The sequence below is a fragment of the Tychonema sp. LEGE 07196 genome, from assembly GCF_963890365.1.
Taxonomy (GTDB): domain Bacteria; phylum Cyanobacteriota; class Cyanobacteriia; order Cyanobacteriales; family Microcoleaceae; genus Microcoleus.
Window position 1 is genome coordinate 22,536 of sequence record NZ_CAWPRX010000207.1, and the last position, 15,485, is coordinate 38,020.

General features: G+C 42.7%; 16 protein-coding genes and 1 pseudogene. 8 read left to right on the forward strand and 9 right to left on the reverse strand.

All coding sequences use genetic code 11. The annotated features are described in order from the left end of the window. Window positions 1-173: 173 nt before the first annotated feature. Complete coding sequence (locus tag AACV78_RS25840) at window positions 174-1,259, reverse strand: RNA ligase (protein WP_194010645.1); 1,086 nt, start codon at window positions 1,257-1,259, stop codon at window positions 174-176. Between the two features lie 189 nt (window positions 1,260-1,448). Between AACV78_RS25840 and AACV78_RS25845 the strand changes: the two genes are divergently transcribed. Both AACV78_RS25845 and AACV78_RS25850 read left to right on the forward strand, forming a co-directional pair. Continuing rightward, window positions 1,449-2,009 (forward strand): hypothetical protein, encoded by a 561-nt coding sequence (locus AACV78_RS25845; protein ID WP_194010646.1) that lies wholly within the window; start codon window positions 1,449-1,451, stop codon window positions 2,007-2,009. Between the two features lie 392 nt (window positions 2,010-2,401). Then, window positions 2,402-3,430 (forward strand): hypothetical protein, encoded by a 1,029-nt coding sequence (locus AACV78_RS25850; RefSeq protein WP_228042459.1) that lies wholly within the window; start codon window positions 2,402-2,404, stop codon window positions 3,428-3,430. 77 nt (window positions 3,431-3,507) lie between these two features. Here the strand turns inward: AACV78_RS25850 and AACV78_RS25855 are convergent, their stop codons facing one another. Both AACV78_RS25855 and AACV78_RS25860 read right to left on the reverse strand, forming a co-directional pair. Then, the gene (locus AACV78_RS25855) at window positions 3,508-3,684 is read right to left on the reverse strand and encodes a hypothetical protein (RefSeq protein WP_193974101.1); all 177 of its coding nucleotides are present in this window, start codon (window positions 3,682-3,684) and stop codon (window positions 3,508-3,510) included. Window positions 3,685-3,948: 264 nt separating this feature from the next. After that, window positions 3,949-4,404: a Panacea domain-containing protein gene (locus AACV78_RS25860; protein WP_194074348.1), complete on the reverse strand. Its 456-nt coding sequence runs from the start codon at window positions 4,402-4,404 to the stop codon at window positions 3,949-3,951. A 324-nt stretch (window positions 4,405-4,728) separates the two neighbouring features. Here AACV78_RS25860 and hemC point away from each other — a divergent pair, with 324 nt between their 5' ends. The 3 genes from hemC (at window position 4,729) to glgA (ending at window position 8,898) form a co-directional block, all read left to right on the forward strand. Next, the gene (gene hemC / locus AACV78_RS25865; protein ID WP_194010650.1) at window positions 4,729-5,700 is read left to right on the forward strand and encodes a hydroxymethylbilane synthase; all 972 of its coding nucleotides are present in this window, start codon (window positions 4,729-4,731) and stop codon (window positions 5,698-5,700) included. 352 nt (window positions 5,701-6,052) lie between these two features. Further along, the gene (locus tag AACV78_RS25870; RefSeq protein WP_194010651.1) at window positions 6,053-6,877 is read left to right on the forward strand and encodes a S1C family serine protease; all 825 of its coding nucleotides are present in this window, start codon (window positions 6,053-6,055) and stop codon (window positions 6,875-6,877) included. Between the two features lie 593 nt (window positions 6,878-7,470). After that, entirely contained in the window at window positions 7,471-8,898 is a 1,428-nt protein-coding gene (gene glgA, locus AACV78_RS25875) for a glycogen synthase GlgA (RefSeq protein ID WP_194010652.1), read from the forward strand. Window positions 8,899-9,068: 170 nt separating this feature from the next. Here glgA and AACV78_RS25880 read toward each other — a convergent pair whose 3' ends face one another. Then, window positions 9,069-9,497: a DUF1824 family protein gene (locus AACV78_RS25880; protein WP_194010653.1), complete on the reverse strand. Its 429-nt coding sequence runs from the start codon at window positions 9,495-9,497 to the stop codon at window positions 9,069-9,071. A gap of 8 nt (window positions 9,498-9,505) precedes the next feature. Here AACV78_RS25880 and AACV78_RS25885 point away from each other — a divergent pair, with 8 nt between their 5' ends. Then, entirely contained in the window at window positions 9,506-9,709 is a 204-nt protein-coding gene (locus AACV78_RS25885; RefSeq protein ID WP_194010654.1) for a hypothetical protein, read from the forward strand. A 57-nt stretch (window positions 9,710-9,766) separates the two neighbouring features. Continuing rightward, window positions 9,767-10,696: a polysaccharide deacetylase family protein gene (locus AACV78_RS25890; RefSeq protein ID WP_194010655.1), complete on the forward strand. Its 930-nt coding sequence runs from the start codon at window positions 9,767-9,769 to the stop codon at window positions 10,694-10,696. 124 nt (window positions 10,697-10,820) lie between these two features. On the opposite strand, the gene rnc is transcribed toward AACV78_RS25890, so the two are convergent. Then, window positions 10,821-11,534, reverse strand: coding sequence for a ribonuclease III (gene rnc, locus AACV78_RS25895; protein ID WP_194010656.1), 714 nt, complete (start codon window positions 11,532-11,534; stop codon window positions 10,821-10,823). Between the two features lie 313 nt (window positions 11,535-11,847). Beyond that, a complete protein-coding gene (locus AACV78_RS25900; RefSeq protein ID WP_194010657.1) occupies window positions 11,848-12,345 on the reverse strand; it encodes an NYN domain-containing protein in 498 nt (165 codons plus the stop codon). 876 nt (window positions 12,346-13,221) lie between these two features. Here AACV78_RS25900 and AACV78_RS25905 point away from each other — a divergent pair. Then, window positions 13,222-13,365, forward strand: a complete 144-nt coding sequence (locus tag AACV78_RS25905) for a chlorophyll a/b-binding protein (protein WP_194010658.1) — start codon at window positions 13,222-13,224, stop codon at window positions 13,363-13,365. A gap of 512 nt (window positions 13,366-13,877) precedes the next feature. Here the strand turns inward: AACV78_RS25905 and AACV78_RS25910 are convergent. The 3 genes and pseudogenes from AACV78_RS25910 to AACV78_RS25920 form a co-directional block, all read right to left on the reverse strand. Beyond that, entirely contained in the window at window positions 13,878-14,096 is a 219-nt protein-coding gene (locus tag AACV78_RS25910) for a hypothetical protein (protein WP_194010659.1), read from the reverse strand. Window positions 14,097-14,297: 201 nt separating this feature from the next. Continuing rightward, window positions 14,298-14,699, reverse strand: a complete 402-nt coding sequence (locus AACV78_RS25915) for a response regulator (protein ID WP_194010660.1) — start codon at window positions 14,697-14,699, stop codon at window positions 14,298-14,300. Between the two features lie 549 nt (window positions 14,700-15,248). After that, window positions 15,249-15,485 (reverse strand): annotated as a pseudogene (locus AACV78_RS25920) (hypothetical protein); the annotation flags it as partial.

Consider the following 15,485-nt stretch of genomic DNA (forward strand, 5'->3'; position numbering starts at 1 on the left):
GTAATTGGTAATTTGTTAGAAATGACTGTTAACAACTGACAACTGGCAACTAATACCAAGTTCAAAAAATAATGCAACAGTATTCTTGTCCCCCCCCTTGCTAAGGGGGGGCTAGGGGGGGTCGGAGAGTATTGCATGATTTTAGAGAAATGGTATAACTACTGACATCTTCTTCACAATCCTAGATGGATGTAATCTAAACCCAATAACTCCTCTATTTTATGGATCGTAACATCGCGGAGAGCTTCTTTGACTCCGGTAACTCTGCGGTTTCGCAAAGAAAACAAAATCCCCGAATAGGGCAAATGTTTCACAGCAAAAGCAAAATCTTTCTGCACTTCAATCTGTTCGTGCTGTCGGTAAACTTCCTCGATTTCTTGAACTAACAATTCATATTTACTCTTAACTTTTTGATACAATTGAGTCCACTCAGGAAAATAAGCTAAAAACTCTTCTCCTTCATTCGTCAAAACAATTTCGATCATCCGCCTTGTCGAAAATCCTTCGCGGAGATGGGAAATCGCGACATATTGCGGAGACTTAACCTTAACTCGGTTGAAGTTAGCATCACAAATAATATACCCTTCCGAATCCATCGGATCTAAATGTTGAGATGCTTCGATAACTTCTTTCCAGCTAGTCAAAGGATAGGATTTGACTACTTTCCAGGCATATTTGTTTGCCCAAAAAAGGGGATCTGTTTCTCGCAAGGTTTCAGTATTGCGAACCCCGTGCAGCACGATATCATTGTATTTTTGCTGAACTACTATTCTATTATAAGGTGTCATCAACTCAAAGATAAAACACTCATCCCTTGCTTCCGGTAATTCATATCCCAATTCTTTCCAGACTTTCCAAAAAAGTTCGGCAAAGCTAAATCCAAAACCGTTAACTTCGCCGGCTGCGTCTGGAGTACCGCTAGATTGCACTCTCCATTCTCCCTGATAGAAATACATTACAATCAGAGAACCGTCTAATTTTTCGTAAACTTTGGCGCTACTCCAATCAATTGCTGCGGCGTGACCTTCCCCGTAATTAAAAAATTTGTCGTAGGGATAAGAAACTATTTCCCAATCTTGAGATGAATCTAAAATAATGCCTCGACACTGCTGGACTATTTTTTCGCCCAGGGGGGATTCTATCTGCGAGTATTTCAGACAGACTAAATCGGGATATTGGCGGTGGCGGGTCACTTTGATATGATAAGTTTCGCACAAAGTTTCTAATCCGTGCTGGCGTAAATACTCTTGCAGTTCCACGTTCGACTCCTAAGTTTGTCGCTTGCTCTATTTTATCGACAACTGTATATTTTGGCGAATTTGTAAACAAAAATTAAACTATTTTTTCTGGAATCCATCTGATGATTTTTGTATTGTGGAGTATCGTTGTAAATAGGTGAATGCAGTTAGGGACAAAAAGGGAATGTTTCAACATCTAGGACAAAAACAGTGAACAATAAATTATTACTTTTGGCGACTTCTGCGTGCGTGTTGACCGCTTTAGTACCTGTATCGCGAGTGTTGGGTGCGGGCGAATTGTCGCAGCGGTTGCCGGAAACCCAATCTGTGGCTGTAGCGGGTACTGCTGTCCCGGTAAGTCAAATCTTGGCAAAATTAAAAGGCAAAACACAAGTGCCGATTTTTATTCCCACTCGGCTTATTGTTGCGCGGAAGCTTTACTATTACAGCCAAGCGCAACCGAATAGCTATGCTATTTCAATAGATTATACAGCAAATTGCCGGGGTGCGGGAGCTTGCAATTTTGGGGAAATTCGAGCTCAAAAAGGCGGTAAATTTTCTACGAAAGTAGAAGGGGTAACTAAGAGTTTTAAAAAGGTTCAACTTGCCGGCGGAATGAAAGGAGTTTTTCACAGCGGTTGCGGTGCTTACTGCACGGCATCTATTCAGTGGAAAAAACAGGGGTTTATGTATACCATATCAATTAAAAACGGAGGTGAATCGGATTTAATTTTAACAGCTAATTCTGCTATTTTAGCGAAAAAACGTTAATTTTTGCAGTCTTGGATACAGAAAATAACTATGTAGGGTGCGTCGTTTGGGCGTATCTTACTGTTATTGTATGATATGGCAGTTAAAGTGAAAAATGAGGTATTGATATCAAGTCATTTCGATTGATGACGATAAAATTTTGTTCATTATGCGGACTTTAGTCTGCGCTACGAACCTTTTTTCTGGTGGCAATCTACCGGACAGGATATGAGCGGTCAATCCTTCAATTTCTCAATCCTTCAATCTAAAAGTTGTAGGGCGAAATCGAAGTATCTAAAATTTAAAATAGATTGACTTCTCACCTGTTTAAGAAAGGCTATAAATGTTAACCGACAGTAAGCCGCAGCCGAATGTAATATGGTTTGTTATGCTTGTCTACTTGGAGGGAAATTATGATGAGGGGAAGATGGCTATTTGGGGCGATTGTTGTTGGTGTGGTTACTGCTTTGACGATCCTCTTCGATGGCTTCGCTAACGCAGTTTTGATACCATACTCAGCCCTAGCAAGGACAGAAACGCCAATAACAGAAATTCGCTGGTTTAATTATACTTCTGAAGATGGCTGGCAATCCGCACAATTTATTGTGCCCGATCGCAATACTACACAATCTGCCGGCAGCTCCAAGTTGCGGTTGTACGATGTTCATATTGCCAAGATGTTTGAGATTTCGCGTTTTTTGTGCGATCGCGATCGCACTAGGGCCGGTTACAATTGGTCTTACGGAGCCGCAAATGGCAACATTGACATGGGAAACTTCAAAATTAGCTGCAATCTCGCCCGTACCACAGCCACAACTTACGGGTTAGGGAAACCAGAAATTACAGTAATTCGCCGCAATTTCGACCTTCCAGGCGGCCAGCCATCTGTTGCTGTAGAAAAATATTCTATTCCTACTCTGAACGTTGAGAAAACCAGAGTTGTACAATGGAGAAACTTTGTCCAAAAATTTCCCCCAATTCCCAACAATTCAGGTACAAATCAAGCTAATACTCGTTTTCCAGTAAGTAACATTTCTCAGCAAATCAAAGGCAAAACACGAGTACCTGTTTTTCTACCGAGCATACTTCCTTTATCTGACACTCAGCAACTTGATTTTGACGTGCAAGCTGGCTCCCACGGTTATATTGTTGAAATGTATTTAGGCAAAGACTGCCGCGCCGGAGCTTGTGCTTTTGGCACAATCACAGCTAAAAAAAATGAACCGTTTTCGCCTCCTTCACAATTGCCTAAAGATACTTATAGAAGCATTGAATTAGCAGGCGGAATGAGGGGAATTTATTTCCAGACTTGTGGTAATTACTGCATTTCTTATGTGGAGTGGCAAAGGCTGGGTGTGCTTTATCGAGTAAGTCTCAAAAATGGAAGGCAGTCAGAAGTTGTTCGGATAGCAAATTCTGCACTTCAAGCAGGACAACGTTAAATTTTGCGGGTAAATGGAAAAGGTACGCGCGCGTTTTCCGCATCCTAGGGAATCGATATTTTCATTACTCATAAACTTTATTCTGGACAAACTGAATGGTTGCGGTCAAACCAAATGATGTAGTAAACAGACTGAACGCGAAACCCAAATATCCGTTTTTTTTCATCAATTCGCATTTCTGATAATCTCTCATCTTCAGGAATATTGTCAGGCAAAGTCGGATGAATGTTAATCAACTTATAACCCGTTCCCACTGATTCACCTCGTTTTTTTGAGCCGTGACCTTTGATTTGACCCCAAGTATATTTCTCAATTTTCTTGAGTCATTCAATTAGGTCATTGATTTCTGATGATGTCCAGTCAGATAGAAGCCAACGATTTTTATCTGCATAAGTGAATCTGAAGCTAGGATGCTCGTCATCTCTACTGCTTGGTCGATTTAACTGAGTTGCTTGCTCTGGAATTCTTCTTTGTTGCTTGTTTTGAGGTGGCTTTGGTATTTGACTTTTTTTACCCACTTACGCCTCCACCAAAGGTGCATAGCAGGATTTCATATCCTCGTGGGAAATGATTTTAGTTGATTTTTCCGCAGGTTCTAATCCCTGGCGGGCGTTGAGCCAAGGTGTCTCAGATTGTGTCAATTCTGCCAAATGTTTAGCACTTAATTCTCCATAAGCATTCCAAACTTCTTCGAGTACCTCAATCTCATCTTCTTCAAATTCTACCTCAAAATTATCAGGAGCGGGAATATCGGTATATTTGTAAGCTTTGTACTCATCCCAAACATGGCGGACAATGGGGCCGGAAACCCAAGCTTCAATATCTTGAAAAAATAGCTGCTGACCTCTAAAGACTAAACTCCAAGCTTGTGCGTAATAAACGAGTTTTTGCAGTTTGAGAGGAGAAATAGTATCGCCTGCTTCTCGATCGACACGACATAAAAAGTAACGAGCTACATCCAGAGCGCTTTTCATAGTTTTAGGATTTTAGTAATTTGACAAATTGACTTTTTATGGTAAACTGTTCGGTGGCTTGAGAAGTTCGATCGCCCTTTCCCCCTTATTCCCACATTTTTCTCCTCAAATCCTGCAACCTGGGAGCAAACTCTTCAGCTAAACCAGCTTGGGCCCGATCGACCCTAGGCAAATCATACACCGTCGGCTGCCTTTCGCTCTCCAGGTCGATCGGCTCAGTTTTATCCCCCTAATTGTGCCAACCAGCAATTAAAGTCACCACCTGCGGTACGCTAGATCAGGTGAATATATTGGCTGATTTCAAGCTATCCTCCAATCGATATTATGTCCCCAACCACATCTGCCCCCTCCCGAACCGTCCGCATCGGTTCCCGCAAAAGCCAACTCGCTCTAGTGCAAACCCACTGGGTGCAGGAACAGCTACAGAAACACTTCCCGGAACACACTTTTGAAGTCCACACCATGTCCACCCAAGGGGACATAATTCTGGATGTCGCCCTCGCTAAAATCGGCGACAAAGGACTTTTCACCAAAGAATTAGAAACGGGGATGATTAACAATGAAACGGACTTTGCCGTTCATTCCCTCAAAGATTTACCTACCAATTTGCCCGAAGGTTTAATTTTAGGATGCGTCACCGAACGGGAAAATCCCGCTGACGCCTTGGTAGTTCACTCCAAGCACAAAGACAAGCAACTAGATACCCTCCCCGCAGGTTCCGTAATCGGCACTTCTTCCCTGCGGAGGCTGGCTCAACTGCGGCACCATTTCCCTCATTTTGAATTTAAAGATATTCGCGGCAATCTCAATACTCGACTCGCTAAATTAGATGATGGCGGTTACGACGCCATTATTCTAGCAGTTGCAGGATTGGAAAGATTGGGAATGGGCGATCGCATCCACCAAATTATCCCTGCTGAAATCTCCCTTCACGCCGTCGGCCAAGGTGCCTTGGGCATCGAATGCCGCGCTGGAGATACAGAAATCATGGCAGTGATCAAAGCTCTCGAACATACGGAAACCGCCCAAAGATGTTATGCCGAACGCGCATTTCTGCGGGAATTAGAAGGCGGCTGTCAAGTACCAATCGGCGTTAATACCAAAATAGAAAACGGTCAATTAACCTTAACCGGAATGGTATCGAGTCTCGACGGCCAGCGCTTCGTCAAAGATACTGTTTCCGGCGCTGCCGAGACTGCTGAAATGCTGGGAATTGACCTCGCTCATCGCCTGCGCAAACAGGGAGCCAGCGAAATTTTGGAGGAAATTTTTATCAAAGTTCAACGCGGTTCCTAAACCAAGTCAGCATTTATTTGTCAAGGCGTTCAAACGCGAAATATCGCCTTTTATTGAAAAAAAAATAACTGGCGGTTCGCTTTGACAAAAACGAGTGAATTAGCAGTATGTTTCTAGGTGTTGGATGGGAATTTTAGAGAAAATTGCGGATGATTTCACAAATATCTGACTAATAGAGGGCTGCTGTTGAGAAAACAGGTTTATGGATGAATGCCGGGGTGCAAAGCCTAGGATTTTTCGGAAAAACCGGGTTTCTTGGGTCTTAGTCTGATTCTTGTCAACATACCAATCCAAAATCTACAATCAAACATCCAAAATAAATCAGCAATCTATTTTAGGGAAAGGCAAAAACATGAGCGCTAGAGCAACTCAATTAAAGCTGGAAGTGAAAAAAGTTCAGGAACTTTATCGCAAAATGCAGGCAGACCAAAAAGCTTTGCAGCAGCAATTGAAAGAGTTCAAAACTCAAGCAGGAAGTTTCTCGGATGTCGTCGAACAAATCTTGCCGTCGATAGTTTCAGTTTACGTGATGGATTGGGATACAGAACAAGAAATTTCTTCGGGAAGCGGCTTTTTTGTATCGCCAGACATAATTGTCACTAACTATCACGTTATCGAAGATATTGCGGATGAAGATTACTTCTATGAAGAAGATGAAATTGAACAGGTTTTAGTAGAAACTAATGACGGAAAGTTGAGATTGGCGGAGGTGGTGTTTACTGGTAATGCTGAAGAAGATTTAGCATTACTTTTGATTAGCGATTTTACCTTCGATCCGGAAACAGGCGAACAAGTGGAATCTCCCCAAGAACACCCTCCTTTAGAGTTATATTTTGATGTGAAAGTGGGCGATCCGGTAATTGCGGTGGGTAATCCTTTGGGACAGTTTGCTGCAACTTTAACTCAAGGTATTATTACTGCAATTCGCGAACCTGACGAGTCTGAGGAAGGGGACGAAGAGGATCGGGTTGCTGAGGTGAGGGTGTTGCAAACTGATGCGGCGATTAATCCGGGAAATTCCGGCGGGCCGCTGATTAATATGGCCGGTCAAGTGGTTGGGGTGAATGTGTGGGGATTGGAGGATGCTGATAGTATTAATTTGGCGATCGCCTCGATCGCTTTGGATGACTTTTTAGCTGGATTTGAGGAAACTTTTGAGGAAGATTCTCAAAATTAGTCGGGAATTGTTCCTAATCTGTCAAGAGGGCGATCGCACTTTCTATGAGAGGGGATGGAAAAGGTGATCGCTATTTCCTTAACTCAATTGGCGTAAGTCCCACGCTGTAATTGTACTCAATTCAGCGTTGGGATATAAGCCAAGCAAGGTATATGAAAAAGAGCGACAATTTACTGTTTCTCTAGCAAAAAAACTTGTAAGATATAAGTGGTTGCGACCCACCCACTCGACTGCAAACAACAGGTCACAGTAGCAGTAGTATGCTTACCAAGGATAACTGCGAGAGAAAGGGGGAAAAAACAGACCGCTGGTTGGCAAGGTAACGCCCTACCGTAAAATATAAACCATGTTTGTTGTACGAAAACAGTTTTTGGTCTTGGGAAACAGGACTTCTGCGTGGGTTCCCTACGAAGGGATAAAGGCTGCAAAGCTAGAGATGCAGTGTCAGACTCGGATCGTCTTCAGTGACGAATCTCAGTAATGAGATACCCAACAGAGCAACGGCAGATGATACACGAAGCCTACACGCTCACCGAAGGTCAGTGCTAGGTATTTCACTCTAGACTAACTATTCCAAGGAACACACAAAAATAATGCGAATTTTATTTGTATCCGCCGAAGCAGCACCCCTCGCAAAAGTAGGTGGCATGGGGGATGTCGTCGGCGCTTTGCCTAAATTTCTGCGGCGCATGGGACACGATGTCCGCATCTTCATGCCCTACTACGGCTTCGTTCCCGACAAAATGGACGTTCCCAAAAAACCTGTTTGGAATGGGGCGGCGATGTTCCAAAATTTTTCAGTCTTTGAAAGTGTTTTGGCGGGAACCGATGTACCTTTATACTTATTGCAACATCCATCTTTCTTGCCGCGCCGCGTTTACGGCGGTTTAGATGAAGATTGGAGGTTCACTTTTTTTGCTAATGCTGCCGCTGAATTTGCCTGGAATTACTGGAAACCCCAAATTATCCACTGTCACGACTGGCACACGGGGATGATACCTGTTTGGATGAACCCTGACCCTGATATCAGCACAGTTTTTACTATTCACAATTTAGCTTATCAAGGGCCGTGGCGCTGGCGTTTGGAACAGATGACTTGGTGTCCTTGGTATATGCAAGGTCACAATACAATGGCTGCGGCAGTACAGTTTGCCGATCGCGTAAATACAGTTTCGCCAACCTACGCCGAGCAAATCAAAACCCCAGCTTACGGCGAAACTTTGGAAGGTTTGCTGTCTTACATCGGCGGCAAAGTTTCGGGAATTTTGAACGGAATTGATACAGAATCTTACAACCCAGCAACTGACAAGTACCTCCATCAACAATTCAGTGTTGATACGCTAGAAAAGCGCCCAGCTAACAAAATTGCGCTGCAAGAAGAAGTCGGTTTGGAAGTGAATAAAGGTGCCTTTTTAATGGGCATGGTGACGCGGCTGGTAGAACAGAAGGGATTGGATTTGATCATTCAAATGCTCGATCGCTTCATGGCCTATACCGACGCTCAGTTTATTGTACTCGGAACGGGCGATCGCTACTACGAAACCCAACTGTGGCAAATGACAGCCCGCTATCCCGGTCGGATGTCCACCCAATTACTCTACAACGACGCTCTCTCCCGGCGCATTTACGCAGGCTGCGACACCTTCCTGATGCCCAGCCGTTTCGAGCCCTGCGGCATCAGCCAAATGCTCGCCCTCCGCTACGGCTGCGTCCCAATGGTGCGCCGCACCGGCGGTTTAGTCGATACCGTTTCCCACAACGACCCAATTAATGATACCGGTACAGGTTACTGCTTCGATCGCTACGAACCCCTCGACTTGTTCACCTGCATGATCCGAACATGGGAAGGTTTCCGCTACAAAGATAAGTGGAAAGAACTGCAACAACGCGGCATGAGAGAAGATTTTGGCTGGGATATTTCTGCCAAGAAATATGTCAATTTGTACAGCGATATTTTGGGGATATCGCCCGAAGAAAATGCACCGGAACCAGAACCCGAATTGAGCGGTGGTAAGGGTTAATTGGTAATGGGTAAGTTAACAGTTGACAGTTGACAGTTGACAGTTAGCTGTTGACTGTTGGCTGTTGGCTGTTGGCTGTTGTTATTTGTTATTTGTTATTTGTTATTTGTTATTTGTTAGTTGTTAGTTTTTTGTTCCAATGCCCGATGCCCTGTTTGGCCGATGCCCAATTAATCAACAAACAAATCGAGAGGTAAATGGCCGTAAGTCCCGCTAACTTCATCTTCCGAAGAAAATTGACACGACACCAAAACGCCCCGGTAAGTTCCGGTATAACCGTCAACATAATAGGAACCCTTCAAAGTATTGAACTTAATATAAACCGAACCAGTAAATGTAGAACCAGCATTTGGATCTAAAACAGCTTGATATCCCAAAGCTTTCAAATAAGTTTCTAAAGCTAAAAAACCCTCAGCCGTCGAATCCGCGCAAACTCCCAGCATTTGGTAATCCGACAAACTTGCTACCAGCAAAATCGCTTGACGCAGCGCTTGTTTTTCCAGCGGCGACGCTACAGATTGCATATCCAGACAAGTAAAATCCTTGAGGGTTTGCTGTGCTGCTTCAACAGTTAGGGTAGTCGGGTTTTGAGTAGACATGAATTGTTATGAATCTTTCCAAAATTACGATCGACACTCGGGCACTCGTCAACGGATTTCTGCCATTGCAACCCTCGATAGACGGCGGTAACACTCGCGCCAGCCCCGATTATAGCCTAATTGTGGATATCGAAATCATTTTGGGCGATCGACCTACTGCCTCGCACACTATACCTATATTCCCAAAAAATATCACAAAAATGTCAACTTAGCTGAATTTGCCTCTATTAAGAGTATAGACAAAAAGCACACAAATTAGTAAATACATTATGAAGTTCGAGCAATTATCGAAAGACCTAAAACTTGTGAGAAAATTTATGTTTCGGCTGCTAAAGAAAGCCAAACCCCTCTATTTATTCCTAATATTTGGCATCTGTATAGGTATTTCTGGCTGGACAGTAGAATCTAATTTCATCAAAATCCCTTTAATCGGCTTTCACGACATTGTAGACACTCGCAATCCCGCCCAAGTCCCACCAAAGCGCCTTGCTTTTTCCATAGACTACACCAAACAAGATTTTTCAGTATTTTTAGAATATATAATGAAAGAAAACTATTGGTTATTATCATCTCAAGACCTGTACATATACTTTATCAAAAAGTCCCAGCCAATACCAGCTCAAAGATTGGGTCAAAAACCGATTATGATCTCCTTTGATGACGGGTATAAAGGCGTTCATGTAAATGCACTTCCAGTCTTAGAAAAACTTTCAGGAATCCACAAGAAAAAAGGCAAATTTGTGTTATTTGTCAATCCTCAGTTTTTAGGTGTGGATATGGGAAAAAAATTTATATCCCACGCTAGTTGCCATGATTTAAGAGACGGATATAAAAAAGGTTTTTATGATGTTCAATCTCACGGCTTTTCTCACAAAAACTTAACTCAGATTAGCGGAAAGGAATTAGAATTTGAAATTGCCCAATCTAAGTCTGAATTGATAAAATGTATGGGAGATATGGACAAAAATAAGATTATTGGCGCTCACATAGCTTATCCCTACGGCGCATCAAACAGACAAGTGGAAAAGATTTTGCCTAAATATCATTTAACTGGTTTTTTGTACAATGACAATTTCTTCAGAGCAAACAGACTTAAAAATAACTACCGTATTTCTCGCATCACTGTGGATAAATATATGTCGCCTCAAGGTTTAATTCAGGTTGCTAAAAAAGCTTCTACTCTCCGAAAGAAAGAGTAGCTTTAGGTAGCATTTTATTGTTGTTTATTTCCTTAATTTTGCTCGTTTATCCGCAGGTTGGGGAGGCGCGCCCCATTGTGTGATCGTGCAAAAAAGCTAGTAGTTGTTACTGATATTTGCACGTTTAGATCGGTCCGCGTTTTTTCAGCTTTGCTAGCGCATCTTCTGCCGCATTTTTCTCAGCATCTTTCTTGCTTTTGCCTTTCCCTTCTCCATAGCATTTCTCTGCAACATAAACCTTAGCGAGAAATTTGGGCTGGTGGGGTGTACCTCCTTCTTGGACTGTGACGTATTTAGGCGGAGTCGCTTCACCGTTGGCTTGTACCCACTCCTGAAAGCGGTTTTTCGAGTCTACAGTCGATCGCGTTTCCACCACATTATCGGGTACAGAATCAAACATTTGCCACACAAAGTTGCGAACTTTGTCCATATCTTGCGTGTCGAGATAGTACGCGCCAACAAATGCTTCAAAGGTGCTGCTGAGTAAATTTGGATTGGTAATCCCACCTTCTCGATAAGCTCCTTTTCCGAGCCGCATTTTTAAGTCTAAACTGATTTCAGTAGCAAATCTGGCTAATTGTTTTTCATCTACCAATGCAGAACGCCGGCGAGTCATTTGATCTTCTCCCATTTCAGGGTGGCGCTGATAAAGATATTCGCCGCTGAGAAAAGTCAGCAAAGCATCGCCGAGAAATTCTAAGCGTTCGTTGTCTTCTTCGCGGAATGTGGGATTTTCGTTAACGTAGGAACGGTGGGTTAGGGCTTGGCGCAAGAGTTTTTCATTCTGGAATTGGGGAATGGTTATTTCGATTTCTTTTGTTTGGTTAGTTAATAGCATGGGAGTTTGATAATTCTTATTGATTTTGGAGTTTCGTGTTGTTATGTTGGCGGACATGAAAGAGCCGCAGATGGCGGTTGAATTGGAAAATCTAGTTTATCAAATAAACTGAATTTTTGCTATCTGCGGCGAGGTTTATTGTAACAGATATTTCGCATTTTTGGCGTTATTCCGCCCGGAGTTTAAACCCTTGGCTAATAGCTGAAGTCCTCGACCGAGGACTGAAGATTATATTTTTTGAGTTTTCTTCAGTCGGTTTCAACCGACTTTCGCTATTAGCCAGGAAATCAATTCCCTGGCGGACTGTGTTACTTCAAGCAGGTAATTGCTCTGCTTGTATTGACAAGTGTTTGGGATTTTTTAGTTGCGATTTCAATCCTGCACAGAAATTAGGTAATTCGTCTACATCATGAAAGTTATTCTCACCAACAAGGTTAATCAATTGTTTTCTAGCACTTTGACGTCGTGCAAACACGATAACTGTTTTACCCAAAGCTTTCAAAATAGCGATTAAACCTGCAAAGTCCCGATCTCCTGAAACTAGGATAATTATTGCAGGAGAAGGTTTAACTGCAAATAGTTGAGTACAGTCAAACACTAATTGCTTATCTGCACTGTTTTTGTCTCTGTCGGGGACATCAATGCCTTCAAAACCAAGCTTTTGGAGCCGATTCTTGTTATCAACTTGATTTTTGTGCTGCGAGTTATAGTAAAATTTTTGGCATTCTAAACGCCCTTGTGATTTGGCAAAAGCGACCAAAAATTCAGCTTCCTTTTGCTTTAAGTGGACGTTCTGACCATCCCAAAGCATCGCAACTCCCTGAGACTGGCTTTTTTGTTTACCTGTGGTTCGATGATTGTCCGCCATTGTATCATTTCCTAAAATTAGGTGGACTGGACAGCCTCGACATATCACGCATTTAGTATTAATGGAGTGTTGTCTGTGGATTTACTCAAAAATGAAGATTTCGGCACAGGACAATCTGTTACCATAAAATACTGTTATTTTGTAGAAGTTTGATTAGCGTCTTAGCTACAGGGTTTATAGAACTGTAACGAGCTTAGTAGCAGCCCGTTGAAGGGAAATCTAACTCTATAATGTTTCGATTTTTTAAGCTTGTTTTAACTTATTAAAACGACATTAGACTTACTTTCCGCTCAACCGGGTGCTAGAAGCTGGTTACAGTTCTATAAACCCTGTAGCTAAGACGACTCAATCAACATTCTTTGACTGTGAATGGGATATTTAGTTTGAGCTGTGCTTTTAGCCTAACGTTCTAATTATTGGATGTCAAGTATTAATTAAAAATTGTTTTTTTGACATTCTTATATAAGGATGTCACCAAGATTTTCACCCACCTGATACCGCCAGTTACGCACCCTCAGAAACCGGGTTTCTACCAGTTTTTGGCGGCGAGTCACGAGAAATATCGGCAGAAACCCGGTTTCTCGCCCCCCATGTACGATCGCCCTTTGAGATTTTCGCCCACCCGATACCGCCTGTTACGCACCCTCAGAAACCCGGTTTCTCGCCTCCCATGTGCGATCGCCCACAAACCCCTCTCCCCGTGGGCCCATCCCACTTATCGCCAACATTTGAAAACTAAATGTAAAAATATGTTGCAATGTTTCTACTGTTGTGTTAAGTTTAGTTACATAAGGTTGAAATTAAACGAGGTATCCGATCGTGCAAAACAAAGACGCAAAAGTAGGCTTCACAGAGTTTGCTGAAACTTGGAACGGTCGTTTGGCAATGCTAGGTTTTGTGATCGGCTTAGCTACCGAACTCCTCACCGGTCAAGGCATTCTCTCTCAAATCGGTTTGATGTAATCAGCTTAACTCCATACAAGAGCTGTAATTTGTGGCGATCGACCCCCTTTACAAGTAAGTGCGATCGCCCCCCGCTAATAAGTCCCCTTCATTGATAATGAAGGGGATTTTGCATTTTTTATTAAAAATTAAAACCGATGGTACTATCAAATTTTTTTTCGTCTGAATATTTATCGTCAGTCAAACTCCAGCTTTCCTAAGCAATTCCTACCGAACCCAACATCCTCGATTTACGAGTCAAAGCAGGAAGCTTCACTAAACCGTCCCGTTGGCGAGACCGCAGACTGTTATTTAAAATCATCTCCGACAGATCCGGCATTTCTTGCCTGCAGTGGGAGCAGAACCAGTAAATGCGATTGTGGCTAGCGTGGCGGAGGAGTGTAGAAGAACAACAAGGGCAACTATTCATGATATTTTAAACCTTATTTAAGATGTGGAGCGATCGGCAATTCATTGCAGAGATTGATTAATGCAGGCGGATATTAACTTCAGACAAAACAAAAAATATTTTTTCACTCACAACTTTGAGTGTCTCGTAAGTACCACTTTTGAAGACTCAGCAGTAACACTACAATTAGAAGCTGAACCATCCAAGGCGCGACACAAAAACCCCAAAGAAAACAACCTAGTCCGGCCACAGCCACAAGCACAAAAATATCTTGAGAGGTTTGCCAGTAAATCCAGACGGCTGCCAGAGAAACTATCAGTAGTAAAATGTAAGCTGAGGGCATAGTCGTCTTCTCCAAAGGTGTCTGCCAACAGTCAGGAGCGATCCCCGACCATGTAATAAAACTAAAACTAAAAACTGAAGAACTTATGAAGATGAGCAACTTGTTACAAAAAGCAAAATACTCCTGCCAATTATTATTATTCCGATCGCTCAGCAGGAGTAATTGTTTTAAAGGCTACAGAATTCAATAGGGGCGATCGATCTATGCTTCCTCTGCTTCCTCCCAGCCCAAAGCTTGAGCCACCATAGTAGCCAAAAACATCGGTTCAAAAGGCTTAGCAATCACACTGACAACGCCCAAATCTGCGAACATTCGCCGATCGCTCGCGAGAGCCTTAGCCGTCAATAAAATTACCGGAATGTGCCGCGTAGCATCATTAGCTTGTAACTGTTTAAAAGTAGTAGGCCCGTCTTGATCCGGCATCATCACGTCCAAGAGAATAGCATCAGGCTGTTCTGCAAGAGCCTTAGCCACGCCCTCGCGGCCAGAACTCGCCGTCAGGACTTCCCAGCCGCCTACTACCTCAAGACTCACTTGAGCCACTTCCCGAATATCTTCCGCATCGTCAATTACCAAGATGCGTTTGGCATTCAAAATTAACATTTTTTTTAACAATCAGAACTTATTCTCAGATTAAAGGCGAAATGTGAATGTTTGGTAAAGCAAAGTGTTTTGCCAAATCGAACTTTACACTAAATTTTTAAAACAGTAAAATTTTTCCACCCTAAAAATCGGCTTTTTGACCTCAAATCCCGATTTTAGCCCGTTCCTGCCCAATACTTATCGGAAAAATGACAATCTTGGACGCACTGCAATTACCAAATAAACCTGGTTTTTTTTATATAACTTTGCCGGCCTTAGCTGTAATATCGTATCCGGTCAATTGACAGCACTAAGATTGTTTCGTAGTAAGGACTTTAGTCCGAAAAAGCTGCGGACTATAGTTCACACTACGAACGCTGCTGCAAGTAAATCTAAAATCAAAAACTTGTACGCTCGCGACTTGTCCGCTGGCGTAGCCTAAGCAAGCCGAAGTATCTAAAATCTAAAATCGAATACCTTCTGCCTTCCCTTAACTTTGCCGTTTATAAAAACCTAGGTAAACCTGGGTAAGCTCTGCGGTATAAGCTTTAAACGTTCTTTCTTAGCGCTTTACGCTTCCCCAATGTCGAGGTTGACCAAGAAACTCCAGTTAAAAACGCTATAATAATCACAACGACGTGATATTTTAGCGGAACGTTTGATCTTTTTATTTAGTTGGTTCCACTCGCTCTCCTCGTGCTTTTCCGAGTTCACCTCAGAATAGGCGGTTAAGGAGCGAGGTATTTTTTCACCTAATTTCATAGCCCTGCGAGCAATTACCAGTGCGGCTGATTCGTCGCTGGCTAA